The organism is Spirosoma harenae, assembly GCF_054776975.1.
Genome location: NZ_BAAHBD010000007.1, coordinates 47,014 through 71,226, shown reverse-complemented (window position 1 = coordinate 71,226; position 24,213 = coordinate 47,014). Strand labels below are relative to the sequence as shown.

19 protein-coding genes and 1 pseudogene are annotated in these 24,213 nt (G+C 46.4%); 14 read left to right on the top strand and 6 right to left on the bottom strand.

Features of this window, described 5'->3' with window-relative positions; genetic code table 11:
* Positions 1-52: 52 nt before the first annotated feature.
* Positions 53-559 (bottom strand): hypothetical protein, encoded by a 507-nt coding sequence (locus ACYVE4_RS06225; RefSeq protein WP_460996117.1) that lies wholly within the window; start codon positions 557-559, stop codon positions 53-55.
* Between the two features lie 203 nt (positions 560-762).
* Positions 763-2,064: an APC family permease gene (locus tag ACYVE4_RS06220; RefSeq protein ID WP_460996116.1), complete on the bottom strand. Its 1,302-nt coding sequence runs from the start codon at positions 2,062-2,064 to the stop codon at positions 763-765.
* Positions 2,065-2,181: 117 nt separating this feature from the next.
* On the opposite strand from ACYVE4_RS06220, the gene crcB reads away from it, so the two are divergent.
* The 3 genes from crcB to ACYVE4_RS06205 all read left to right on the top strand — a co-directional run bounded on the left by crcB (position 2,182) and on the right by ACYVE4_RS06205 (position 4,706).
* Positions 2,182-2,571, top strand: a complete 390-nt coding sequence (crcB, locus tag ACYVE4_RS06215; RefSeq protein WP_460996115.1) for a fluoride efflux transporter CrcB — start codon at positions 2,182-2,184, stop codon at positions 2,569-2,571.
* A 75-nt stretch (positions 2,572-2,646) separates the two neighbouring features.
* Positions 2,647-4,104 carry a M14 family zinc carboxypeptidase gene (locus ACYVE4_RS06210; protein WP_460996114.1) on the top strand — a complete coding sequence of 486 codons (1,458 nt, stop codon included), beginning with the start codon at positions 2,647-2,649 and terminating at the stop codon, positions 4,102-4,104.
* 227 nt (positions 4,105-4,331) lie between these two features.
* On the top strand, positions 4,332-4,706 hold the full coding sequence (locus ACYVE4_RS06205; protein ID WP_460996113.1) for a RidA family protein: 375 nt from the start codon (positions 4,332-4,334) through the stop codon (positions 4,704-4,706).
* Between the two features lie 74 nt (positions 4,707-4,780).
* On the opposite strand, the gene ACYVE4_RS06200 is transcribed toward ACYVE4_RS06205, so the two are convergent.
* On the bottom strand, positions 4,781-5,227 hold the full coding sequence (locus tag ACYVE4_RS06200) for a TonB family protein (protein ID WP_460996112.1): 447 nt from the start codon (positions 5,225-5,227) through the stop codon (positions 4,781-4,783).
* 93 nt (positions 5,228-5,320) lie between these two features.
* The gene (locus tag ACYVE4_RS06195) at positions 5,321-11,731 is read right to left on the bottom strand and encodes an alpha-2-macroglobulin family protein (protein ID WP_460996111.1); all 6,411 of its coding nucleotides are present in this window, start codon (positions 11,729-11,731) and stop codon (positions 5,321-5,323) included.
* A 317-nt stretch (positions 11,732-12,048) separates the two neighbouring features.
* Between ACYVE4_RS06195 and ACYVE4_RS06190 the strand changes: the two are divergent.
* From ACYVE4_RS06190 to ACYVE4_RS06180, 3 genes and pseudogenes are all read left to right on the top strand, one after another.
* A pseudogene (locus ACYVE4_RS06190) lies at positions 12,049-12,129 on the top strand (hypothetical protein); the annotation flags it as partial.
* 221 nt (positions 12,130-12,350) lie between these two features.
* Complete coding sequence (locus ACYVE4_RS06185; RefSeq protein WP_460996110.1) at positions 12,351-12,548, top strand: hypothetical protein; 198 nt, start codon at positions 12,351-12,353, stop codon at positions 12,546-12,548.
* Positions 12,549-12,602: 54 nt separating this feature from the next.
* Positions 12,603-13,184 carry a peptidylprolyl isomerase gene (locus ACYVE4_RS06180; RefSeq protein WP_460996109.1) on the top strand — a complete coding sequence of 194 codons (582 nt, stop codon included), beginning with the start codon at positions 12,603-12,605 and terminating at the stop codon, positions 13,182-13,184.
* 2 nt (positions 13,185-13,186) lie between these two features.
* Here ACYVE4_RS06180 and ACYVE4_RS06175 read toward each other — a convergent pair whose 3' ends face one another.
* Both ACYVE4_RS06175 and ACYVE4_RS06170 read right to left on the bottom strand, forming a co-directional pair.
* Entirely contained in the window at positions 13,187-16,363 is a 3,177-nt protein-coding gene (locus tag ACYVE4_RS06175; RefSeq protein WP_460996108.1) for a PVC-type heme-binding CxxCH protein, read from the bottom strand.
* A gap of 32 nt (positions 16,364-16,395) precedes the next feature.
* Positions 16,396-17,253, bottom strand: a complete 858-nt coding sequence (locus ACYVE4_RS06170; protein WP_460996107.1) for a sugar phosphate isomerase/epimerase family protein — start codon at positions 17,251-17,253, stop codon at positions 16,396-16,398.
* 159 nt (positions 17,254-17,412) lie between these two features.
* On the opposite strand from ACYVE4_RS06170, the gene ACYVE4_RS06165 reads away from it, so the two are divergent.
* From ACYVE4_RS06165 to ACYVE4_RS06130, 8 genes are all read left to right on the top strand, one after another.
* A complete protein-coding gene (locus tag ACYVE4_RS06165; protein ID WP_460996106.1) occupies positions 17,413-17,967 on the top strand; it encodes an RNA polymerase sigma factor in 555 nt (184 codons plus the stop codon).
* A 33-nt stretch (positions 17,968-18,000) separates the two neighbouring features.
* On the top strand, positions 18,001-19,611 hold the full coding sequence (locus tag ACYVE4_RS06160) for a hypothetical protein (protein WP_460996105.1): 1,611 nt from the start codon (positions 18,001-18,003) through the stop codon (positions 19,609-19,611).
* A gap of 4 nt (positions 19,612-19,615) precedes the next feature.
* Positions 19,616-20,089, top strand: a complete 474-nt coding sequence (locus ACYVE4_RS06155; protein ID WP_460996104.1) for a hypothetical protein — start codon at positions 19,616-19,618, stop codon at positions 20,087-20,089.
* A gap of 82 nt (positions 20,090-20,171) precedes the next feature.
* Positions 20,172-21,410, top strand: a complete 1,239-nt coding sequence (locus tag ACYVE4_RS06150; RefSeq protein WP_460996103.1) for a serpin family protein — start codon at positions 20,172-20,174, stop codon at positions 21,408-21,410.
* Entirely contained in the window at positions 21,407-21,865 is a 459-nt protein-coding gene (locus ACYVE4_RS06145) for an META domain-containing protein (RefSeq protein ID WP_460996102.1), read from the top strand. The genes ACYVE4_RS06150 and ACYVE4_RS06145 overlap by 4 nt, the downstream gene beginning before the upstream one ends.
* Positions 21,866-22,327 (top strand): META domain-containing protein, encoded by a 462-nt coding sequence (locus tag ACYVE4_RS06140; protein ID WP_460996101.1) that lies wholly within the window; start codon positions 21,866-21,868, stop codon positions 22,325-22,327.
* 2 nt (positions 22,328-22,329) lie between these two features.
* Positions 22,330-22,761 carry a hypothetical protein gene (locus ACYVE4_RS06135; protein WP_460996100.1) on the top strand — a complete coding sequence of 144 codons (432 nt, stop codon included), beginning with the start codon at positions 22,330-22,332 and terminating at the stop codon, positions 22,759-22,761.
* A gap of 129 nt (positions 22,762-22,890) precedes the next feature.
* Positions 22,891-24,201 carry an LVIVD repeat-containing protein gene (locus ACYVE4_RS06130; RefSeq protein ID WP_460996099.1) on the top strand — a complete coding sequence of 437 codons (1,311 nt, stop codon included), beginning with the start codon at positions 22,891-22,893 and terminating at the stop codon, positions 24,199-24,201.
* The last annotated feature ends 12 nt before the right edge of the window (positions 24,202-24,213 follow it).

Sequence of the window (24,213 nt, the reverse complement as noted above, 5' to 3'; positions counted from 1 at the left end):
TAAGCTATATAGAGAGTTGGTTTACCTACTGTTAACTGAAGAACGCATGATTTTACTTGTCCCGATAAATTTGGAGAAATGCGTCAATGATGCGGTCTTGTTCTGGATGATCTTTCCGATAGATAGCTGTAGCATAGATTCGTTTGCTATCTGAAAAGTCTATGCTTTTATAGTTGTCTCTGCATTGTAAGAACCACCGCCTGAATAATAGGGCGCGTTGTTTTTCCTGATTATTATCAGTACTGCAAGTATACGTTATAATGAGATTTGGGTTAGCGTCGAAAGCAGCCAGTAAACCGTATGTGACGGTATCTCTAATACGAGAATCAACTACTCCTGCTTTATCGCTAACTCTGGTTAGGATAAATGAATATGCATTCTCGGCCAGTGATTCATCTGGCAAATAATCAGAATCCGACTTAAAAACCAGTTCGTATTTGACGTTATAATCCGTTTCAAACCAATAAATAGTACTACTATTTTCCTTGTCCTTCTTCGGTACAAGCGGATACGGGGATAAGGGGGGCAAATTGAACTCCTTCCGGTCGTTTAGATTCATCTTTGGTTTTAAGATACTCCTGAATCTTTTTTTTGTCCTCAAGCATCTGTTTGGGGACACTTTTTGTGGGTGTGACTACAGTTGCCATTGATCGGAAGTTTATATTGGTTTGGTTGATTAGAGCGTAAAATTAAGTTCGCAAGGAAGTCAATTAAACAATTTTAAGCAATTCGTTAACAAATTAAAAGTGATAGAAAGTTCGATTACTTCTTGATGAGCAAATACACGGGATAGCTGACGACAATAAAGCCAATCGCGTACATGCTACTCGAAAAATCACCAACGACAACGCCAATTAGAAAAGCCAGCGATGCAATAAGCAAAATCCAGGTAGTAACCGGGTAACCCCAGGCCCGCACAGGTCGCGTAAGGCCTGGCTCGGTTTGGCGAAGGCGAATCAGGGCAGCAAATGCCGATGCATAACAAAGCACAAAGAAGAAGGTGGCAATGTCGGAGAGCTTACCGTAGGTATTGGTCAGGATCATCAGAATGGATGCGCTCGCGGTTAAAACAGTCGCATTCATAGGCGTTCCCCCAGTATTGACCTGCGTTACGAATCGAAAAAATAGCCCGTCGCGTCCCATGGCGAAAATGACCCGGGGATTAAACATAATCTGCGCGTTGATAATACCCATAATGGAAATCATCAACAGAAACGTAACGACCTGAGCACTACCAGGGCCAAATAAGAGTTGAACCGCATCAGCCGCAGGCAGTTTGGAACCAGCCAGATCCGATACAGGCAGCACATACAGCAGAGCCAGATTGACCAGTATATAAATGCCGATGATCAGCAATACACCGCTAATCATCGATCGAGGTAAATTGCGGCTTGGGTCGACATCTTCCTCGGTAAAATAAGCAGCCGTATGCCAGCCGTCGTACGTATAGAAAACGGACTGTAAGGCCGCCAGAATGCCTAGCCAAACACCACCTTCTGCCAATGGTTTAATAGAGTTTGCCACCAAAGCAGGCTCTTTGGGCGTTACGGTGAAGCATACAATGACGAAAGCCAGTAATCCAACGGCTTTTAATACGCTCATAACTTCCTGAGCCCGACTAGCCAAACGAACACCTACCGAGTGGAAGGCTACAAAGAGAGCCAAAATGCCAATAGCAATCAGCTTTTGGTACGCAACAACAGATGGATACAGCAACGCCGTGTACTCGCTCATGACAGCGGCCCCAAATGCCATCGCCGAAACACTGCCCAGCCAGCTGCTAATGCCAATGATAAATCCGGCGTAATTGCCAAATGCCCGGTGGGCAAACACATACCATCCACCGGCTTTCGGCAGCATCGTTCCCAACTCCATAACAGATAGTGAACCTGCCAGCGCATAAACGCCCACAATCAACCATACGGCAATAATTAGTGTAGGATCACCAATGTCCTGAGCAATTGGTCCAGGTTTCCGTAAAATACCTGTGCCAATTGTACCACCAATCGTTACGGCAATGCCAAAGCCGACGCCTAATAATTTTTTGAGTTGATTCTGAGCCATTGGATGGAATGAGTTGACAGGTTACGGTCTTTACAATGATAGCGAAAACTTTCTTGCATCAGTCGGTCTGGGAAGGCCAAACAGGCTATAATCTCGTTTTTTCGTAAGTTTGTCGATATGAGAGTATTGCTTACAAACCCTTCCGTATTAGTACTGATAGGCGGAGGAATGGGAAGTCTGATGCGCTATTGGGCCGGGCGACTGATTCCAGCAACCCTGACAGGATCACCGTTTCCAAATGCTATTCTGCTGGTTAATGTACTGGCCAGTTTTGTGCTGGGAGTTGTTGTCGGTTGGGTTATCAGCCGGTCGGCTGGCGAAGAGATGCGTTTGTTGATTGGCGTTGGTTTTTGCGGTGGCCTAAGCACTTTTTCGAGCTTTAGTTACGATACGGTTGTGTTGTTGCAAAACGGTCGGTTTATAGCTGCCCTTCTCAATATTAGCTTAAATGTGCTGCTCTGTTTGCTGGCTTCCTCGGGCGGTTTATTGCTTGGGAAATCACTATAAATTGTTCGACGTTTTACGCTCCAAGTTTGCTATTACGTTGAGGCTAAGAATTTGGACTACGAAACGGAGACATTTATGAAGAAGCACCTATTCATCGTCATTTTTTTATTAACACGGATGAGTTCAATACTTCAGGCTCAGGAGGTATCGCGTCGATTGTATGACGCTCATGAGACGTTCAAAGAAAAATCGCTAACCCATCGCCGGTTCAAGCACAGAGATATTCTACCCCTGCTGAACACTTTAAGCAAGCCACTAACGGTCAGCCAGGCTGGAGAGTCGCTAGAGAAAAGAGCTATTTACAAAGTTCAGGCTGGAACAGGCCCGACCAATGTATTGCTCTGGAGTCAGATGCATGGTGACGAAGCTACCGCCACGATGGCTCTGTTCGATATTTTCAACTTTCTACAGGCCAAAAACGATGGCTTCGACGAACTCCGGCAAAGTATTCTAACGAATACAACGCTCCATTTTGTGCCGATGCTTAATCCAGATGGCGCAGAGCGATTTCAGCGTCGGACGGCTACCGATATCGACATGAATCGCGATGCCCTTCGTTTGCAAACGCCCGAAGGGACGCTATTGAAATCGCTGCAGCAAACGCTTAAACCGTTAGTCGGATTCAATTTGCACGATCAGAATCCACGCTATGGGGTTGGCAAAACCGGCAAACAGGCAGTGGTGTCGTTTCTGGCAACGGCTTACGATGAAGATCGGAATGTGAACGATGTACGTCAGCGCTCTATGCAGTTAATTGTGGGAATGAATCGCGTATTGCAGCAATTTATACCCGGACAAGTTGCGCGGTATGATGATGAATTTGAGCCACGGGCATTTGGTGATAATATCCAGAAATGGGGAACAACGCTGATTTTGATCGAGTCAGGCGGCTATAAAGGTGATTCGGAGAAAATGGCCATCCGCCGATTGAATTTCGTCGCGATATTGATATCCTTAAAAGCCATTGCCGACGGTTCCTACAAACAGGAAAATCCAGCCGATTATACAGCTATACCCGAAAACGGACGAGCTTTGTTCGATGTGTTGATTCGAAACGCAACGGTCATGCGCGAGGGTCGGCCAGTTATCCTCGATGTGGGCATCAATCATCACGAAGTCAATAATGAAACGGCGCAGCATTTCCACTATAAAAGCACGATAGAAGACCTGGGTGATTTATCGACCTTCTACGGAATCGAAGAGATCGACGCTACCGGACTTACGCTGGTACCCGCCCTGATCTATCCCGATACACTCGATTCGATAGCCGAACTAGCTAAACTGGATTTACCCGCTCTCCGACGCGATGGCATTGTTGCTTTCAATGTCCGAAAAGCGCCCAAAAATGGTTATCCGGCTCAGTCTGTACATTTAGTACACGAAGGAGAATTACCCGCCCAGCCGCTCCAGCTTGAGCAAATTCCAACCTTCCTGTTGAAGAAAGGAAATCAGATTCAGTACCATTTTGTCAATGGCTTCTGGAAAGACAATTCGCCGAATTCGCTCAGCCCACAAAACGGTATCATTGATTGATCCGGTCAATAAGCATAATCCAAGCGTAACAATCTGGTAACGCTGGGATAATAACAGAGGGGTAGATTTGCCTGATAATCGGTTGAATCGCTTTCTAAAGCCATTCGATACATTTTCATATTGGTGTCGCACGAAAGGCCAGGGTCCTGCTCTGGCTTTTTTCTTTGGTAGCTTATCCCATTTTAAGCATCTTTAGGCACCGAACGGCCTATAAACTACCAACCAAAATGAAGTTTATCCAAGCACCGAATACACCCATACCCGGCGGACATTACTCACAGGCCGTCGTCCACAACGACCTGGTTTTTCTTTCGGGCATTTTACCCATCACACCCGACGGAATTAAATTGACTGATTCCACTGTGGCTGATCAAACGAAGCAAATCCTGGCCAATCTCGACGCTATTCTGCAAGCATCCGGAAGTAGCCGCGAAAAAGTGTTAAAAGTAAGCGTATTCATTTCCGACATACACGCCTGGGGTACCGTCAATGAATTGTATACAGACTTTTTCGGCGATCACCGCCCTGCCCGATCCATCGTCCCCGTTGGTCCTTTGCATTATGGGTTCAGTATTGAGCTAGAAGCGACGGCAGTTATTTAAGCGTCAATCCAGACTACGAATGCCAGCGAACTGAATAAAGCAGTGTTTTCGCTAAGCTTCTCTTGCCTTTACTATTACAGATAGGCAACCACATAAGCACCTTCTAAAAGCCCGCTTTTCGGCAACGATTCTATAAATGAGGAATCTTCTTCGCGAGGCTTAATGACCTTATTGGTGCCTTCTAACTGAAAGGCAATAGGCAGAACATAAGTCCCCGCATAGGTTTGTTTCTGAGCATGAAGTTGACTCATTACGCGATTGACCTCTTCCTTAAAAGAAGCATCCACGTTAGCCTGATTCAATACCTGAACATCAGTCACCTTACCCTGTCCATCTACTTTAAATCCGACATACGCTTTGGCTACTTTTTCAGATCGCTGAGCAGCCGCCGGATAACGGATCGATTTTGCTATCGCTTGGCGAAAAGCCTGATCGCTGCCTAACGACGGATCACTGGTTTGTGCCTGCGACAGGCAGGGAATCAGGAAGAGAAGCCCCAAATAACCGAACAATGTTTTCATTGCTATTAGATTTTGATGTTAGGAAAGTCTATCAATTATAGATGCACTCGCCTAACAAATTCCATAACCATTGCCTTGTTTGTATTAGCCTGCTTATTTTACGCGTACCCGTTCGCCAGTCGAGTAGGCAGAAAATTCAGGTGCATAAAAACACTGGACGGTAGCTACACCCGCCGAAAAATCGCCGGTTTGTGCCACACGCAGCTCGTATTCAAAAACGTGCGTTCCCTCAGGTAAATAGCTGATAAAGAAATCTGTACTGGCATCGCGGGGTGATTCGTAATAACCCAATCCATTTTGATATTTATAACCAGATAAAGCCGCAATCGGCTCAAAACCAGATGCCCGACCATCTTTTAAATGAACGTATTCCATAACCCGGTCGGTTTTCAGAATCAGTCGCACTTTAATTAAGTCACCCGGTTTTAGGTTTGCCTGCGAGGCCACTGGTGAAATCTGTGGGCCACTGGGCGAATCGCGTTGTACATACAGAGACTTTTGAATCGACAATCCGGCACTACCTGGCATAACTTTATCCAAGGGTTCAAAATGCTGCCAGTATAAAGCGCCCCAGGCAGGTCCGTCGGCTTTTTTTGTGATTTGGATAACGCCCATAGACGGCTTGATCTCGGTAGATACATAGGTTACTTTTTCGTAGCCTGTAATCGCATCGGCTTTCGTCACCCGACTTTCAATTGGCTGCCCGCCCAGACTAACCTGTGTGGTTACACCCGTTCCGAGCCAGTCGCTTCCGCGAAGTAAGAGGGCATAAATCGCTTCGGTCGTTGCTTTGGTCGACGACCACGACTGGGTTTGTTTCTGACGCAAAAGCCAGCGTTTCATATCATCGATCTCAGTTTGAACCGGATTGATTTCACCAAACGCTTCAATCAGATAAGCCTGCGTTTCGATGGGGGTTTGATACCAATATAGTCCGCCAATATTATCCGGCCAATACATTCCCAATTCTTCGCTTTTGCGAGTCCGCTCACGAAGCGAGGCTAAAATTGCGGTGGGTGTTTTTGCATCGTTAAACCGATAAAGCGCCATGGCCGTAAGGGCCTGCCCTTGCAAGCTCTGATCCAGCCATCGGTCCGCTGCATATTGCTTCAGATAGGCTAACAAGGCTTTATCGACTGGAGTATCGGTATAAAAACTCCGGGCGTAGAGATACTGGGTAACCGAAAAATACCGAATGCTCGTTTTCAATTTCTTCTTTTCAGCGTCCGTTTTCTTTTGCTCCTCAACCCATTTTTTCATTTCGGCATCGACATACTGAATAGCTTTGGCCTGCATTTCAGTGAGCTCGTCCTGTATCTCATCAGAAACCTGAACGCCTAATTTCTGCAAATGCCCCAACCCACTCAGAATGTGTAGCGTCATCGATAAATCGGGAGCCATTCCACCAAACCATCGGAAACCACCCGATTCCATTTGTAATTGTTCCAGCTTTTCAAACGCCCGAATCTGTTCGCTTTCCATTCGATTGGCATCGAGTAATTGCGCCAACTTCGCCAGTCGATCCGCTTCCGATCGCGCGTCTGCCAGCCAGGGCGAATTTTCCAGCGTTACCGACTTTACTTCCTGATTCGTTTCCAGTAAGCTTTTGGGCGGATTTTTCTGCCATTCAGCAATTACCTGTTTGAACGCAGGTTTACTCCCTACAATGTGAGCCGCCAAGCTATTGGCGTATAATCGACTGAATAATTGCTCGGCACATTCGTAGCGATATTCCATCAGATACGGCAGCGATTGCAACGCATACCAACTCGGATTGCTCGTAACTTCCACTGTCAGTCGTTCGTGCTGTACCGGCAATTCTGGATTTAGATTGATCAATGGTTTGAGTTTGAATTCCTTTGTTTCGCGACCATTTACCCAGAATGGCTGCGAATCCGTCACCAGCATCCGATTAGGCAAAATAGGCAACGAGAACTCTTCACCATCGGTAAAACTCCCCGACTGAGCGGTCAAACGGCAGGTTATGGCCTCAATACCAGCTGGCACAATAAGCGTCCAGCCCACGGCTTGCCCCTGTCCGGCGGCAATGTTCACGGTTGTTTGCGCTGTTGTAAGCTTTAACTTTTGATTGATTGGTTCCCCGGTCAGGGCATCTAATAGAGCCAGACTGGCGATAACAGGCAGCGTTTTTTCACTTAGATTATTGACGCGAGCTGTTACCCGAATGGTATCGCCTTCGCGCAGAAAACGAGGAGCATTCGCCGTAATCATTAACTCTTTCTGCGTAACGATTGCCCGTTCGAGTGTACCGATTTTTAGATCTTTAGTATGCGCAAACGCAAGTAGTCGCCAGCGGGTTAGAGCTTCCGGCATCGTAAATTTCAGCACAACCCTCCCCTGCTCATCGGTTTTAAGCTGCGGGATGAAAAAGGCTGTTTCATTAAAATTCCGTCGCGGATTGATCAGTTCAGGTTGCGTTGGTGTTGGTTTCGTCTCGGCCTGGGCATCGTCTGCATCAGCTTCTTTTTTTGCAAATCCCATCCCAGGCGCTGGTGCCGCTTCTGCAGCCATTGCATAGTTCATAGCTCCAGCGCTCTTTTGGGCAACAGCCCCCGTCATAGCCCGTCGCATTGGTTTGCCGTAGCCTGTAACGACTACTTCGGCCAACTGTTGGTTATCGGCTAGTAAATCGAACTTTCGCTCTTTTTTCGTTATGGTCACTTCCTGACTTACATAGCCAACAAACGAGAATACCAGTGTGACAGCTTTACTATCCGAATCAACTGATAAGGAGAATTTACCGGTGGTATTCGAGCTTGCTCCTTTACTAGTCCCTTTCTCCCAGATACTGACGCCTGGCGCACCTGAACCATCGCGATTTTTGATGGTACCAGAAATCACTTTCCCATTCCGCGTCACAGTCACTTTTAAGGCATTATCCTTACTACCGACTGAAGGTGCATGTTGAAACGGTCGGTTTCCGTAAAACGAGAATCGATAACCCAGCCAACTCAATTCATCATAGTGTCGCGCAGGAACATACGGTAGCAAGTTTTGCTGATAGATGATCGGATTGCTAATGGGTGCATAAAAACTATTGGATTGCCACTTGAAGTATATCGGATAATACGTCGAGTAAAATGATGTTTGCCAATCGAGTTTATCAAATACATCCAGCGACGCATCGTATAGCGTAGCGACCAGTTCAGCAGGTGTTTTATCCAATCCACTGATTTTTAACGTCCATTCTTCCCGTTCGCCCGGTTTGAGCTTATTGCGGAAGGTCTGCGTTTCAATTGTTAGCTGTTTGTTCGTAAAGGGTACGGTAATGGTCTGCGATTTCTCGTAAAGACGACCGTTCTGAATCATCGTAAAATGAACAGCAAATCCCCCACGGGATTTTTCCGTTACAGGCAACGCAACACGTTTGGGCCGTCCCTCAGTTTGAATCCATTCCTGCCGAACCATTTTATGATTTTCTTCGACCGAGAATAAAATCCAGCCCGGTTGAGCGTTTCCAACCCAGAAAATAGCCTCGCTCCCAGGTTCAACTGTAGTTTTGCGAACTTGTACCCAATTGTCGATTCGAGCTGAAGCGGTTGGTTCTTTATCGCTAGCGACGGCAAAAAAAGCCTGATCCTTGGCCGTTTCGCCGGCCGAATCTGTAACTGTGATCTCAGCCAGATATTCACCGATCGGATAGCGATTTAGGTCTGGTTTGAAGGTCGAATCAGCTAGCGACGTAACGGTTTGTTCCTGCACGATTTCGCCTTTTGCCCAAAAACGCGGATCGTTTTCGTTGGCATACAAATCATTCGGGAATAGTCGCTCAAACTCGGCCTGACTTAACAATTGCCGATCCGGGCGATTCCATAACCGATTGCGGAGAGGGCGTGCCGGAGGAGCCAGTTTATAGATCGTTATTTTCCCTTTCGCCGACACTTTTTCGTCCGATTGATTAGTGATTTTGATCGGGAATGTAGATGGATCATCTTTTTCAATCTGTGCAGGTAATGCCAATTCAGCCTGTAGCGCCGAATATCCAATTCGAAGCGTTTGAGAGGTACTTCGCGTTTCGCCCGCCTGATCGCTAACATCGATCGTTACCTCAAACTCGAAGATTGGATTGTCTTGACGCGCTTGTTCAAGATCAGGCAGTGCCGTGAACAAAATCGTTGCATTACCCTTCGTGTCGGTTAGCGCAGTTCCGCTAGTAATTTCGGTTTGGCTCGTGTTTCTGGGCGTATACCACCAATACCACCGTTGACGAAGGCGTCGAACAACGTGATACCGGACTTCGGCTTTATCAACTACTGCGCCGGAAAATGTTTTAGCCTCAGCCGTAAGCTTAACGGTCTGCCCAAGTTTGAATGATTCCTTGATAGGCTTAATTTTCACTTCAAACGTAGGCCGTTTATATTCCTCTACCCGAATGCTGACGCTCCCATACCCGGTCTCAAGGTTCATAACGCCAGTTAGTCGCCCCACTGGAGCCGTAAACGTAGCCGTGAAGGTTCCGAACTCATTCGTTTTTAGGGTTTGCGAGGTAATATTCGCGTCATTTTGATCTTGAAAATTAACCTTAACGTCTTTGTTGACGACTACTTCAAACTGGTTTTGCTTGCCTTCATATAGTAACCCTTTTACGTAGATTAACTGGCCGGGTCGATAAATAGCCCGATCTGTAAACAGTACGATATGCGTTTGCACTCGTTCTTCCTCTTGTCTTGTCGAGTAATTATTGTACTGATACTGGTTTGCTGAAATCAACGTATCCGGCCCGTCGGCCATGAGTATGTGATAGGCTGTTTGCGTTGGAAGGCTGCTGAGTGACAACTTAAATCGACCATCAGTATCTGTTTTCAGCGTATTATTTTTAAATCGACTCAGTTCAGGGATACTAACCGAAATACCGTTCACAGGCTTACCCGTAACCCGATTCGTTACGTATAGCGCTTTTGTAGCCCCGTCTGTACTGGTTGGTGAGAGCAGGTAACTCAGTGAAGAGATGCTGAATAGTGTAAATTGAATTGACTCAATTTTCGCCTGAAAATTATTATCCGACGTTGCCAGCAGTAGATATTGCCCAACGGGTAATCCCGTGAATGGAACCTCAACCGAATGTTCATTCAGATCGCCATCATCCGGTAATGTAACTGTATTTGCTGCAACGTTCGATCGTTTAAGCCAGCCTGAAATGACCCGTTTTTTCTCCTCTTCATCCCGATTGAAATTATCTCGGTAGGTAATCATTTCAGCCACCGTTATCGGAATAATCCGATACGTCAACTTAGGCACATTCTGATAGGTTACTAACGTTCGAAAAGGCTGGCTGGGAGCGGTTACATTTTCCAGTTGGAGCCTGAAAGAAGGATAGACTAATTGGGCTAGTAATCGAGCAGCTTTTTGCCCAGCCAACGATTTTGGATACTGTTTTACCAGATTGCGACAAAGATCAGCCGCCTGTTTGCGATTCCAGTGGTTCGGGCCTATTGTTGTTACAGATGAAAGCTCATTATCGTCTAAGATTCGATTGCGTTCTCCGCGATTAGCCAGGTATTCGGCAAGCTGGTAGGTATAGATGGCTTCGGCTGGACCATTTTTGTATCGTCCAATTTGTTCTTCCAGCGTTTGCCGATAGATCGAATCTTTGTTTGGAACAACACTGTTTCGGTACGCAAACTGCAGGCGCAGCACATCCACATCGGCCAGCGCTTCCGGGTTTGTGCCGGATAGGTGAAATGCTACTAATTGCTGGTACAATAACAGCGCCTGATAGCGTCCTGATAAGGAATCCAGACTTTGAATCTGGAGTTTGATAAATGCTTCAGGAGAGTCAAGATAGGCCGGTTGATTTAACTCGAATTTGAAAACTGGTTTCAGCAAATCAGGTTCAGTATTCTGGAAAAAACCCAATGCCCGATGCGCCAGTAAATCATGTAGCGTTGGCCGGAGTGGGCGCGCATCAGTATCACCTTTTTGTAATAAAACGTCAAAATCACCGATAGGCGTTTTCTGCAAAAGATTTTTTGCCCGTACAGAAGCCAGATAGGCCGAGGTTGTGGCTTCAACCAGATGGCGTGCATCCCACGTTCTGAAATCGGCCGCTGTAGAATCCGTCGATTTACCCGATTTGTCAGCTACTGTATTAACCGTAGCCCGGTTGTAAAACTTATAGCGATTCTGCTGAAAATACTGCCAGTAAATCTCCGCCAGCACCGATTGTAGCACCGATTTCGCTGGTTCGGGTGTATCGACAATATCAACCTGTACGGATTTTACCAATTCCACATACGCATTTTCATCTGCATAACTCCGGCAGATCATTCGATACATAGCCGCTTTCGCGACCTGCGGATAGTTTTTCTGTGCCTTTGCTTCGGCATAAATTCGGTTGACGATCTCCAACGCCGATTTCGGTAATCCCTTGTTGGTCAGTGTATCAACCCGTCGCCAATCGCGAGCATAATCGGGCTGCGTGCGATTTTGTGCCGATGCGGCCATGGCTATCAGGATGAAAAAAATAGACAGGTATGTATGCATGGTTTGGGAAATCAAATAGGTTGTCAGGATAGAAGAGAATCAGGCTGCTTTTCCACAACGTTTATGGCTATGGACTCGTATTTAGGCAGAAGGGTTTAATGGAAACCAGAAATCAGTCTTTCGTCTATCTTTGAAAATGATTTTGTTTGACTCGCGGGGGAATTTAACCCCTTATACACTTATACCTTGAAAGTTGACTAAGCTTGCAAGATTTTTTGTTACGAATTTCCCTAAATCAACGGCTCGGTCTATTCTTTATCAGCATTTTACAGACTATATTTCTGACTTAAGACGTCAGATTAAACCAATCTAATCAGCAATGGATTGGTGGTAGTTTTATTGGCATCAAACTAGACCCTAATGACATAGATAGCGTAAAATTTGATTTTATTCAATGAGCGAATACAACAAGCAATTGACTCGCTAATGCCATTTTTAGTAATAGGTGGTTCACGCGATACATATCGAGTTAATGGTCGTCTAATTGCTGTTTATCCCCAAACAGATGAGCGCTTCGAACTGATTACTGTTCCATCTATAGCCTATTGGCGATCATTTTTGATGAAGGATAGGCAGGATAATCCACGTGGTATTGTTGAACGGATTGATACTGAGTAATATGCAAAACCCTCATCATCCAGATACATTAGTTGCCGAATTAGACGAATTAAATCGTTTACTGGCGAATCATCGTCAGCTGCAAGCCAAGTATTCCTCAGATTCCTTATTAACCGTTTCTTTAAAGCAGTATGAACATCGAAAAACCCAGCTTCTAAAAGAATTGCATTTGAGCTTAAGCTTGTATTTTATTGAATAGGTTTCTCAATACTCTTCGTTAATTTTTTATATAATCTGGTCAATCTCAATCACTATGCCTCCGCTTCTGTTACTACTAACCTGCATATTAACATTTTCCGAGCCTCCCGTAAAAGAGAAAATCTATTCGGTGGGTCAGATTAAAACGAATATGGGCGAAATTCTTTTCTGGTTGTACGATGAAACTCCCAATCATAAAGCGAGCTTCGTTAAACTCGCCAATCAGCACTATTGGGATACGCTGACTTTCAATCGGGTCATTAAGAACTTTGTCGCTCAGGGTGGTTGCCCCGATACACCAGCAGGATTTGCTGATTCACCTTATTTATTGAAACCCGAATTCAGATCCAACATTCGCCACATATACGGAGCTGTAGGGGCCGGACGCGATAACAATCCGGAAAAACTATCGGCAGGTTGCCAGTTCTACATTGTTCAGAATAAGAAAGGCGAACACCGTCTTGATGATAGGTTTACCGTATTTGGACAGGTTTTTAAAGGCATGGACGTTGTTGATGCCATCGTTGCGGTCAAGACCGATTCGACGGATACGCCCCTATCGCCCATAACATTAAAGGTGAATGTACTTAACCTTACCGCCCCAGAATTAAAGAAGCTGGGTTATGTTGTTAGGTAATTTTATTGCTTTAGCAAAAAGGCCGTCAAATCGGCTAACTGCTGATCTTTTAGTCGTAACGCAGCGGCTTCCGGCATCAGACTGGTTTTGTATTCCCGACGCGATGCAATTTGATTAGTTGGGATGGTATGTCTACTTCCTTTAATGCCCTTTATTACGACTGACTGCTCCCCGTCACTAATAAGAAAACCATAGTACGTCTGCCCTTTTTTGGTCGTAATTAGCCAGGGCTCGTAACCAAATGCTAGCCCAGCACTGGGATTGACAATGGCATCCAACAAGCCATTTTTATCGAATTTCTGGTGAATTTCTGTTAAATCAGGTCCAATATCGGCACCTTGTTTTCCGTAGCGATGGCAGGTCAAACAATTCAATCGAAAGAGCGATTGACCGCGTTGTGCATCGCCCGTCAATAACGCAGCTTTTGCCAGCAGGGAATTCTCTTCTGGAGCGCTTGCCGTAGCTGTTGACTTTTCAGGGCCTGCATCAACCGAAGCCGTTTGGGGCTGAGCCTGCATCGGAACTGTTGATACGGGCGGGGTTTTAACCGGCTCATTATCAACTGGTTTATACTGTGTAACAACCTCCTTCGAAGCTATTGGTTCGGATGGCGCTGGCGCTACAGCCACGGCAGGCGTTTCGCTTTGCTTAGCTGGTTTGAAAGGAAAAAACTCTTTCCCCATTGTGCGAACCGTTTGGTCTTTGTTCGTACGAATGCCAGGTCCGGCTACTTTAATTAAATCGTCTGATAACTTCTTATCCGCAGCTAAGCCAATCAAAATCTGAGCCCCTTCCACATCGCGTGACATCTCAACGGCGATTTTTCGCTTTTCGCTATCCGATACATTCGGATCCAGTAACTGTTGCCGCTTGTCGAGCATTTTTTGCTCTTCAGCAGATACTTGTGGTTGCACCACGGCTACGTCATCCCAATTCAACAGCTTTGCCCAATCATTTCCTTTTCGGAAATCCAGCCAGTAGGCCGCCTGACTAGCGACATCTTTATCCGTTGATTTCGCTAAGTCAGCCATTGCTTTAGCGGCCTGCGGTGTTTTGATAAAGCCTAAAGCGACAATCGCCTTCTGACGGTCGGCGGGAGTCAGTTTATCACTCTCCGCGCGTTTTTTAAGCATGCCCACCGACGATGCAGGATGCAATTCCCAGACAAGATTGGCTGCTCGCTGATCCCAGGCTACAGGGTCTTCGGGAAATGTTTGACGTAGATCAAAAAACAGCGCTTCTTCTTTACCATCAGCGGCTTTGCCCAGTGCATCTAAATACCAGGCGTCCTGGCCATCGTACCCTTTGACCAGATTCAATAGCATGAACTTAGATTCGTCGTAAGGAATATCGCGCAAAGCAATAGCGACTTCCCGCCGAACTGCTGGACTACGATCTGTAGAGAGATTACCCAATAAGGGAAGTAATGCTTTCTGGGAGGCTGTTAATCCTGGATTCGATTTAGAGTTTTCGGGAGTAATGCTCCGTAACGCCCGTAGAGCGGCTATACGTATAGGAGGATCAACTGCCTTTAACAGTCTTTCTACTTCAAATTGACCTTCTGCTCCCAGTTGCGCTAACAGGAAAATAGCCCGCGCCCGGTGAAATTGGTTCGACGAACTAAGAAGTGCCTTTATCGGTTCGATTACCTTTTCGCCCTGTTCGCGTAAGGCTTCAAATCCTAGCATTCGTACGTTCACAGCCGGATTTAGCAGCGCAGCGATTTGGCCTTGGGTCGTCCGCAGATCAATTTTCGGCACTTTCAGATTCCTGCCTTTGGGGGTGATCCGGTAAATCCGGCCGTACCCTTTTTTATCCTGCATCTGATGCCCACCCACAATCGGATCATACCAGTCAGCAATGTAGATTGCCCCATCGGTTCCAACAGCTACGTCGCTGGGACGGAACCATTTACGAGTGTCTGCAGCGACAGCGTTCCATTTGTAATTAGCATCGACTTCGGGTAGCGAACTGATAAAATCGATTCGTGGCATCCGATAACCTGCACCCATGGGTTCGGGCTTGCAGCCAAAAATCACATTTCGCCCCGCATCGGCGCTGAGAAGCATACCCCGGTATTGAGCCCCTAATTCATCACCTTCGTACATCACCATCCCTGTAGGTGATCCAGCACCCGTAATATCGCCAACGGGCATAACGCCGGGATCCTGCTGGTGCCAGTGCGCGGTTGGCACTTCCTGGCCCGGTCGTTGGTCCGCTTTCCAGGTTCGGGTACCGTCAGAACTAAAGAAACCTGCATTTCCTCCTTCCATTAACCAACTCAACCGGCAAGCAACCACTTCGTCGTCGTTGTCGTTCTGCCACATAGTTCCGTATGAATCCAACGCGGTTTCGTAGTTATTCCGGAAATTATGGGCCATCACTTTCAGCTTCGAACCATCGGGATTGATACGTAACGCTAATCCACCCGTCCAGACTCGGCCGTCGTCACTTACCTGATTGCCGTGATTACGTTTGTTGTAGGGCGTTCCGCCAGCATACATACTTCCCGAACGCAGCGTCCAGCCGTCGATATCGCTTACGATGTGTGGGCCGGCATTACCAGTATTGAAATAATATTTTCCATCAGGGCCAGCTACCAGCGCATGAAGTGAATGATCGTGATCCATACCGCCAAATCCGCTGAGCATGATTTCTTTACGATCGGGTTTATCGTCGCCGTTTTCGTCAGTATAGATGATAAGATTGGGCGCAGCGGATACAATGACCCGGTTTCCGATAACAGCAATACCCAGGGGCGATACGATATCCGGATCAGTTATGTACACTTTACTGCTGTCTGCTTTACCATCGCCGTTCGTATCCTCCAGAATCATGATCCGCTCCCCTTCTGGATGGTCGAGCCGGTTTTCAGGTTTGTTATTGAATTTGCGGTAGTTGACAGCTTCTGTAACCCAGACACGGCCTCGGGCATCAATGTCCATATTGGTCGGATTATAGAACATCGGAGCTTCTGCCCAGAGCGTAGCTTCCAGATCGTCAGGCAAATAGAGTGTATTGGAATCCAGGTTTACCACAGCTGATGACTGCCGGGCAAATTCTTTAGGAGAAAAAGGTTCCGTCGATTTTTGACCTTGAAACCCCTGACCACTTAGGTATAAAATGCCAATAGTGGTCAGCGCAAGCGGGAATGGACTTAGAGAGAATATTTTTTTCATGTTCTGGGTTTCATGTTCACCGCAACAGTGTCTCAACCAAATAGCGACCGAACGGTCTTATTATTGTCAATATAGCTTTCCAGCATCGGCTTGCCTTTCGGCACAGCGCCTTCCAGGTGTAACCAGCCTGTATAACCAATCTCAGCAATCACCTGCCGCACTTTTGTTAAATCAACGATACCTTGTCCAAGCAAATGATCGTTTTCTTTTAGGTGAAATTCGCAGATTCGGTCTTTTCCGAGTTGGCGAATTTCATCAAAAATTGGATAGCCCTGAACTGATGAGTTACAAACATCATAATAAACCTTTACGGCTGGCGAACCTACCGCGTCCAGAATGGCCAAATGTTCACGTGTCGATAGCCACGACTCAATACCGAGTACGACGCCTAATTTCTCCGCTTTCGGGGCTACCGTTTTCAGGCGATCAATAACAACTTGTGTACCTTTCGGATCATTTCGCAAATCGTTGTTATTGAAAAAAGCCAGGAGAATATTCTTCACCCCCAATGCATGCGCTGCATCGACGCTATCCTGTACCCATTGCTCCGTACGCGGATCGGATTTGTAGGGAATGCTGTTCAATAAACCAATAGCCAGACCGCCAATAGCAATGCCCGTCTTTTGCGAGGCCTCTTTGTAAGCACGTTGCTTATCGGGATTACGCAAATGTTCGTGATCAGTAGCCGTATTCAGACTAACCTGAAGCCCATCGAGCCCGATTTGCTTCGCTACAGTAAACGCATTGATATCGCCAGCCGGGCCGATTGACCAGTCGCAGGCACCAATTTTGAACTGGGATTTTGTGGGAATGGAGCGTGAACGAGCGGGGAAAGCGAAAGCGGTTAATCCAATACCTAATGAGTAGCGTAATGCATCACGACGGTCCATAAGTTCTGACGGAGAAAGGGTTAACAAAGGTACGTATCAACGGTTCATTTAACAGTAATTATCGCAGACAGTATATAATTGTAACAAGAAAAAGTAAATATTTCGGGCAAATTCCAACCGTTCTTTACTAGATGTGGTCATGGAGCTGTCAACGTTGCTATGCAGGATGAATACGCGCTAGTTGAAGGATGCCGAAGGCAGGACCGAAGTACACAGCGAAAGCTCTATGAGCGGTTCGCCGGGAAGCTCTTTGTCGTTTGTAAACGGTATGTGAAAGATCCTGATGAAGCCGAAGATGTGTTACAGGATGCCTTTGTGAAGATTTATCGACATATCGATTCCTTTCGATTCGAGTGTCCGCTGGAAGCCTGGCTCAAACGGATAGTCATTAATACGGCTCTGAAGTATCTGCGAAAGCAGAAGCCCTGGGAGCATACGACTGACGTACAGGAACTAGCTCCCGTGTTGCCGCAAGCGGATGAAAGTTTGCCAACGCTAAACTATCAGTATCTGCTGCAACTGATTCAGGAACTTCCACCCGGTTGTCGAACCGTTTTCAATCTCTACGCCATTGAAGGTTATAACCACCCGGAAATTGCGCAGATGCTCGACATTGCCGAAGGAACCTCTAAATCGCAATATGCCCGTGCCAGAAGCCTATTGCAACAAAAACTACAATCCGATGGCCATCCTGCCGAAGGACGACCACTTTGATGATACAGGAAGATGGATGAATTAGAAAAAAACGTGCCGGACGATTTTTGGCGAAAGGCATTCGACGACGCGGCCGAAACACCCCCAACCCGCGTGTGGGATGCGATCGAACGTCGGCTGGATGAGTCTGACAGGACAAAAATACTACCGCTGTGGGGATTGGGCCTGACTTCGTCGAGATCGATGGCCTGGGGAATTGGTGTGGCTGCGGCTATTGCGGTATTACTACTTGGCTGGTGGTCTGTCAATACGCTGTCAACCAATCAAACGTCTGTTGCTACATCTGCAACCAGTTCTGCAAAAACAACGCAAAAATCAGTACCGCAGGAAGCAGAAAAGGAGGTTAGTGCGAATAATGCTATTGATCATAAATCGGCGGAAAAAGAATCAGAAACGATTATCTACGAGTCAAAGCCAAACACAACTGCCGCTACACTGCGAAACAAGAACAATAACGCTGACGTAAAAACGGGATTACAGTTAAAACGATCAGTTAATCATAAATTAGTTGCTAAAGCTACGCCAGATCGGTTGCCGGATCTACCCGGTGTGGAAAAATCAATAGCAGCTGCTTTTGCTCCGCAATCCAGACGACCCAATTCCAGCCCCAGCACTATTCCGACAGTAGACTTTTCATCCAGTACACCTGTGGTCGTGACGCCAGCTTATGGGCGATCAACATCCGGAAATTCGGAAGTAATCACCAGCCAATCGGCAACGTTAGCGGCCTTTGATCCACTTTCGAGTCGATCATTTCGTTTCCGCGATTTAGGACAGATTCACCGGATTGTCTGGTTCCGCGCTGCCGAACCTCTTTCACAACCGGAAGAAGTCAAGTCGAAGCAAAAAAGCCGCGAAGTTTGGGCATCGGCTAGTGTGATGCCAGGATCGTTTAATCCGATGGCCACCGTAAAAACGGCTTCATATACGGGTGCTTCGGCTACGGCATTAGATGCCTTAAAAGGGGCAAATATGAGTCAGCAATCAATAAGCAGCCGGGCGAATTTTTCGATTGCTTATCAGGCTGGAGCTGGTGTACAACTGTCTGATCATTGGTCCGTTGAATCAGGAATTGGCTACTTAGCAGGTCGTTCGACAGTAGAAACACCCGTTCAATTAGCATCGTCCTCGTTACAGGCGATGGCTGGAGGTGCTACAGCCAGCAATTTATATGTAGATGCACTGCGGAACAGCATTCATCAGGATGGCTTAGCCTATTCGATGCCGCAGGCAAATTTTGCGAATTCGAATTATGTAGCAGTAAACAACAATTACAATAATCCGACACGCCAGGTACTGACCAATGATTATCAGTATATGCAGGTGCCGGTTCAGGTAGGTTATCAACTCCGGCCCAAGAAACGGCTCAGCCTGGCTTTACTGGGTGGCTTGATCACGAATATCTTCATTCGGAATACTGTAGAAAATGAAGTAGTGATTACGGCAAAAGATGGCGTTTATCGACCTCTGTCATTTGCGGCTGCGATGGGAGCGCGATTCCGCTATCGGCCTACGCGTCAATGGTCAGCCTCTTTTGCGGGTATGTATCAACCGTCGTTAGGATTAGGCACGCAGTCTGATTCGCAGATTCAAACGCAACCAACCACAACCGGCATGAGTTTTGGCGTTGACTATCATTTCTAAAGAAATGAAACCAATTGCTATTGCGACCATATTGATCATTGCCTTTGGGGGCTGTATGAGTAGCTTCACTCCACAGGACCAGCCAGAAACAACCGGCCTGATTATCCGGACAGGTACGTCGGCTGGTATGTGTGTGGGATACTGCGCTTACGATTACGTATTCAACGGATCCAGTGTTACGCTCACGCAAAGTGGCAATCGTACCCAATCAACGGTTAGCCCGAAAAGCTGCCAGTCAACGATCAGTCAGGATGACTGGAATACGCTTCAGTCGGCGGCAAATCTGGACGCGTTCAGTAAGCAACCAACTGTGATCGGCTGCCCTGATTGTACGGATGCGGGCGCTGAATATGTGGAGCTCGAGTTAGGTGATAAAAAACACCGGGTTACGTTTCCATTTGCGCAAACAATTCCTGGGTTCGAATCCCTGCTAAAAGCATTACGAAGCCAGCGAGCCGCTTTTAAAGAATGCCAATAAACCAGTAAACAACAAAGGCAGGACATACACGTGAAAGGCGCCTTCACGTGTATGTCCTGCTCATAAACCCTGTAAATCAAGTATGAAAACGACTCTTTTTTCAACGTTATCCATTGTTATCACCGGCGTATTATTGACAGCAATCAGCTGTAAAAATGCCAACGTAGATCCCGGTACAAGCACGGCAGAAAACTTACGGGTATCGACTCAATTCGCCGATCAGACTTCCCAATTTGCGTTCGACGTAACGAAAAAAGTTATAGCGGAGGAAGGTCAGGCTAAAAATGTATTTATCTCTCCGCTTAGCCTGCACATTGCTCTGGGCATGATTATGAATGGTGCCAATGGGCAAACCGCTCAGGAAATTCAGAAAACGTTGAAACTCGACGCTCAAACCCTGACCGAAGCCAATCAGACGTATCAGAATCTGATGGAAAATCTGCCCGGCGTGGATTCGCAGGTGAAGCTTTCGCTGGCCAATTCGGTTTGGTACCGAAATGGCTTTACCGTCGAAAATTCGTTTCAGGATTTGCTGAAGCAATCGTTTCAGGCAGAAATTTCAGCGCAGAATTTCGATGATGCGGCCACTGTGGGGAAAATCAACAATTGGGCAAGTGAGAAAACGAATGGTAAAATCCCGAAAGTAATTGAGCAGATTCAGCCGGATAATGTCATGTTTCTGATGAACGCACTTTATTTCAAAGGCGACTGGAAGTCTAAATTCGATCCTAATCTTACGGTGGCTACCCCCTTTAAGCTAGCTTCGGGGACAACAAAGAACGTACCGATGATGTGGCAAAACACGGAGTTAAAACGATCTTTCCAGCCAACCTATACAGCCTTCGAATTACCCTACGGTTCCGACAAATTTGCGATGACAGTGCTTTTACCGGCCGAAACATCTACGGCTGACGCCCTGGTCAATAATCTTACTGGCGCAGATTGGACCCAATTGCAGAAATCCATGACGGCCGGAACAATCAACGTAGGTTTACCCAAATTCACGCTGAATTATGAAATTAAGCTGAATAACGCATTAACGGCCCTGGGGATGCCAACGGCTTTCACTGATGCCGCTGATTTCACGAAAATAAACCGTAATGGTGGTTTGACACTCAGCTTTGTCAAGCAGAACACATTCGTAGCCGTTGACGAGAAAGGCACCGAAGCAGCTGCCGTTACGACTGGCGGCATTTCGGTAACCTCTGCCCCTGCTCCTGTTGTTTGTAATCGCCCATTTGTTTTTGTTATTCACGAAAAAACGTCGGGAACGATTCTGTTTGTTGGAAAAATCGCCGACCCTAGCCTGACAAACTCATGAAAACATCGGTCATCGCTGTAATCGCTTTCATTCTTATGCTCAGCTTTGGTTGTCAGCGGGAGTCTGAAAACGTCATTGCGCCAACAAATACACAGGCTTTATTAGGCGAATGGCGGATGCTAGAACCAACAGCAACGTTCACTACGTCGTTGACCATTACAGTCGATAAACCATCTGGCGGGACCATTTCGGGAATTTATTCCTTTAATTTTGCTGGGAAAGCCGCTGTTAATATGTACATGACCAGTGCTCGTTTGCTGGATTCCTCAACAGGCAGTATCAATGTAGATAGTGGCGTTGCGACAACGAAAGTAGGTGGTTCGAAAGAAGAAATGCAGTTTGAGCAAACGTATTACGCTAATCTGGGAACTACCACAAAGTATGAACTGACAGACCAGAATAAACTTCGCCTTTATTACGACGGGGGCGTATTGGTTTATGTAAAAGTGAAGTAAATGCAAAACGTGATTCGAGTTGTAAAGCCAATGCTAATCGCCTTACCCCTTTTGGTGGTAATGGTCCAGTGCAGAAGTTCAGAAGTGGAGCTTGCGCCTAAAATAGCAGGACTGATCGGTACCTGGAAATTAGTAGAACCCGACTCGAGCTATGCTATCACTTTAGTTTTTGCACTCGATACAGCACATCCACCTCGCGATGTTACCTCATTCAAGGCTAGTGGTAAATCGGCAGTGAATGCTTATAGCGTGAATTTATTTGCCGCTGTGGATGGTATGATGATGGCTGATCAGATAAGTAGTACGGATATGGCTGGCACACCCACTGCGATGCAGTTTGAGCAGAGTTATTTTAAAAATCTGAAGTCTGTAGCACGGTACGAATTGCCATCCAGCGACCGCCTGCTATTGTATCATGGTGGCGATCAGCCGCGCGTCATGGTGTACAAAAAACAAAACTGACGATGAAAAACCTACGCATTTTTTCCTGTTTCGCTTTTGTGTTTTTGCTGGTTTTCAGTTGTGAAAAACCTATGTGTGGGTGTGTATTTCCCCCGTCACCGTTAGCAGGTGAATGGGTTTTGAATACCATTACCTATCCGATGACGAACAAAACAGTAACAGCTTCTGAAGCGGGCTATAGTGAGACGTTATCCTACGATGGGGTTATGAACAGTGGAAAATACAAGCAGGTTCGGAATGGCTTACCCTTAGAAAATACGTCCTATACGATCTCCTTTCCTAACGGTGGAAGTACTCAAGGCATAATCTACTATGGTCAGGAGTCGACCGAGCAATCGTTTAAGTTAGTGGACAACAAACTGTATTTGTCAGAACGAATTCCTCGTGGAGCAACGCTTGCCGACGGAGCTACGTACGAATATAAACGACAATAATTTGCCCTTTTTGTGTAAGATCAACATTGCCAGGCCGTAATCAGGACAGCCTGGCAATTTATTTTTAATCTCATTCCAACGCTTACACAATTCATAGAGTCATGATTTTGTCTGGTAACCATGCACGCTATGAAACACCCTCTACTTTTTCTGCTTCTGCCCCTACTCTACCTGACTAGTTGTACGGACAATTGTGAACGGACGACAACGTACCGCAAATACACGGCAGTCCAATTACCAATTTCCGATATACGGCAGGCCGTTTCGTCGGGTTCTCCCCAATCGCTGGTAGAACCGGGCAAATTGTACGTCAAAGATCAATTCCTGTTTATTGTCGAGATCAAAAAAGGAATCCATGTTTTTGACAATAGCAACCCAGCCAATCCTAAAGCGATTTCCTTTTTAAGCATTCCTGGTAATGTGGATATCGCCGTACGTGACAACATTCTCTATGCCGACAGCTATATCGATTTAGTAGCGCTGGATATCAGCAATCCTACAGCCATCAAAGAAGTAAGCCGTACCGAAACCGGTTTTCTCAACGGACGAGTTGGTCGCACGTATTGGTCGTATGATAAACAAACGATGAAAATCTACGACCAGAAAGAAGAGATTGCCACACAAACAGTCAAAACAGATTGCGAAGGTACCTTTAACGTACTTCCTTATCTGGTGCCAATTGCCTGGTTTGGGCGCTATTACGAAAGTCTGGCGTTTGCCGATGCGAGTTATAGTAATGCTGCGGGTAGCCAGAACCCTACGGCTCCAACCACTGGTGTTGGTGGTTCTATGGCTCGTTTTGCTATCAGCAATAACCAGTTGTATGTTGTCAATAATTATTCGCTACAATTGTTCGATATCACAAACCCAGCGACGCCAGTAAAAGGCAAAACCGCGAATCTGAACTGGAATGTTGAAACGATTTTTCCGTATCGCAACAACCTGTTTATTGGCACAACTACGGGCATGTACATTTATGATGTTACGAGTCCAGCCGAACCAAAACAACTTTCTGCCTTCTCACACGTTCGCTCCTGCGATCCGGTCGTTGTTCATGAGAATTATGCCTACGTTACCTTGCGGGGAACCAGTACGTGTGGTGTGGTAGGCACGCAAGACGTGCTTGATGTCATTGATATTAGCAGTTTATCTTCTCCCCGACTAGCGAAATCGTACCCAATCGAAACCCCATACGGTCTTGGAATCGACTATCCAACGCTGTTTGTTTGTCAGGGTAACAAAGGCTTAAGTGTTTTCGATGCATCCAATCCGCTCGATATAAAACCCCGTCAGACGTTCGCCAATGTGAATGCATTTGATGTTATTCCGCTTTCGAAAACACTGCTGACCATCGGTAAAGACGGCCTGTATCAGTACGATTATTCGAATCCTGCTGATCTGCGCTTACTCAGTAAGATTGACGCCAAACAACCTAACTAGATCCAGATGAGT

Bases quoted from the DNA above. Each gene is read 5' to 3' on its own strand.
- ACYVE4_RS06180 (WP_460996109.1), top strand. From the start codon at position 12,603: ATGCCTCCGCTTCTGTTACTACTAACCTGCATATTAACATTTTCCGAG.
- ACYVE4_RS06145 (WP_460996102.1), top strand. From the start codon at position 21,407: ATGAAAACATCGGTCATCGCTGTAATCGCTTTCATTCTTATGCTCAGC.
- ACYVE4_RS06175 (WP_460996108.1), bottom strand. From the start codon at position 16,363: ATGAAAAAAATATTCTCTCTAAGTCCATTCCCGCTTGCGCTGACCACT.
- ACYVE4_RS06210 (WP_460996114.1), top strand. From the start codon at position 2,647: ATGAAGAAGCACCTATTCATCGTCATTTTTTTATTAACACGGATGAGT.
- ACYVE4_RS06220 (WP_460996116.1), bottom strand. From the start codon at position 2,064: ATGGCTCAGAATCAACTCAAAAAATTATTAGGCGTCGGCTTTGGCATT.
- ACYVE4_RS06170 (WP_460996107.1), bottom strand. From the start codon at position 17,253: ATGGACCGTCGTGATGCATTACGCTACTCATTAGGTATTGGATTAACC.
- ACYVE4_RS06205 (WP_460996113.1), top strand. From the start codon at position 4,332: ATGAAGTTTATCCAAGCACCGAATACACCCATACCCGGCGGACATTAC.
- ACYVE4_RS06200 (WP_460996112.1), bottom strand. From the start codon at position 5,227: ATGAAAACATTGTTCGGTTATTTGGGGCTTCTCTTCCTGATTCCCTGC.
- ACYVE4_RS06155 (WP_460996104.1), top strand. From the start codon at position 19,616: ATGAAACCAATTGCTATTGCGACCATATTGATCATTGCCTTTGGGGGC.
- ACYVE4_RS06165 (WP_460996106.1), top strand. From the start codon at position 17,413: ATGCAGGATGAATACGCGCTAGTTGAAGGATGCCGAAGGCAGGACCGA.
- ACYVE4_RS06150 (WP_460996103.1), top strand. From the start codon at position 20,172: ATGAAAACGACTCTTTTTTCAACGTTATCCATTGTTATCACCGGCGTA.
- ACYVE4_RS06140 (WP_460996101.1), top strand. From the start codon at position 21,866: ATGCAAAACGTGATTCGAGTTGTAAAGCCAATGCTAATCGCCTTACCC.
- ACYVE4_RS06195 (WP_460996111.1), bottom strand. From the start codon at position 11,731: ATGCATACATACCTGTCTATTTTTTTCATCCTGATAGCCATGGCCGCA.
- ACYVE4_RS06135 (WP_460996100.1), top strand. From the start codon at position 22,330: ATGAAAAACCTACGCATTTTTTCCTGTTTCGCTTTTGTGTTTTTGCTG.
- ACYVE4_RS06130 (WP_460996099.1), top strand. From the start codon at position 22,891: ATGAAACACCCTCTACTTTTTCTGCTTCTGCCCCTACTCTACCTGACT.
- ACYVE4_RS06225 (WP_460996117.1), bottom strand. From the start codon at position 559: ATGAATCTAAACGACCGGAAGGAGTTCAATTTGCCCCCCTTATCCCCG.
- crcB (WP_460996115.1), top strand. From the start codon at position 2,182: ATGAGAGTATTGCTTACAAACCCTTCCGTATTAGTACTGATAGGCGGA.
- ACYVE4_RS06185 (WP_460996110.1), top strand. From the start codon at position 12,351: ATGCAAAACCCTCATCATCCAGATACATTAGTTGCCGAATTAGACGAA.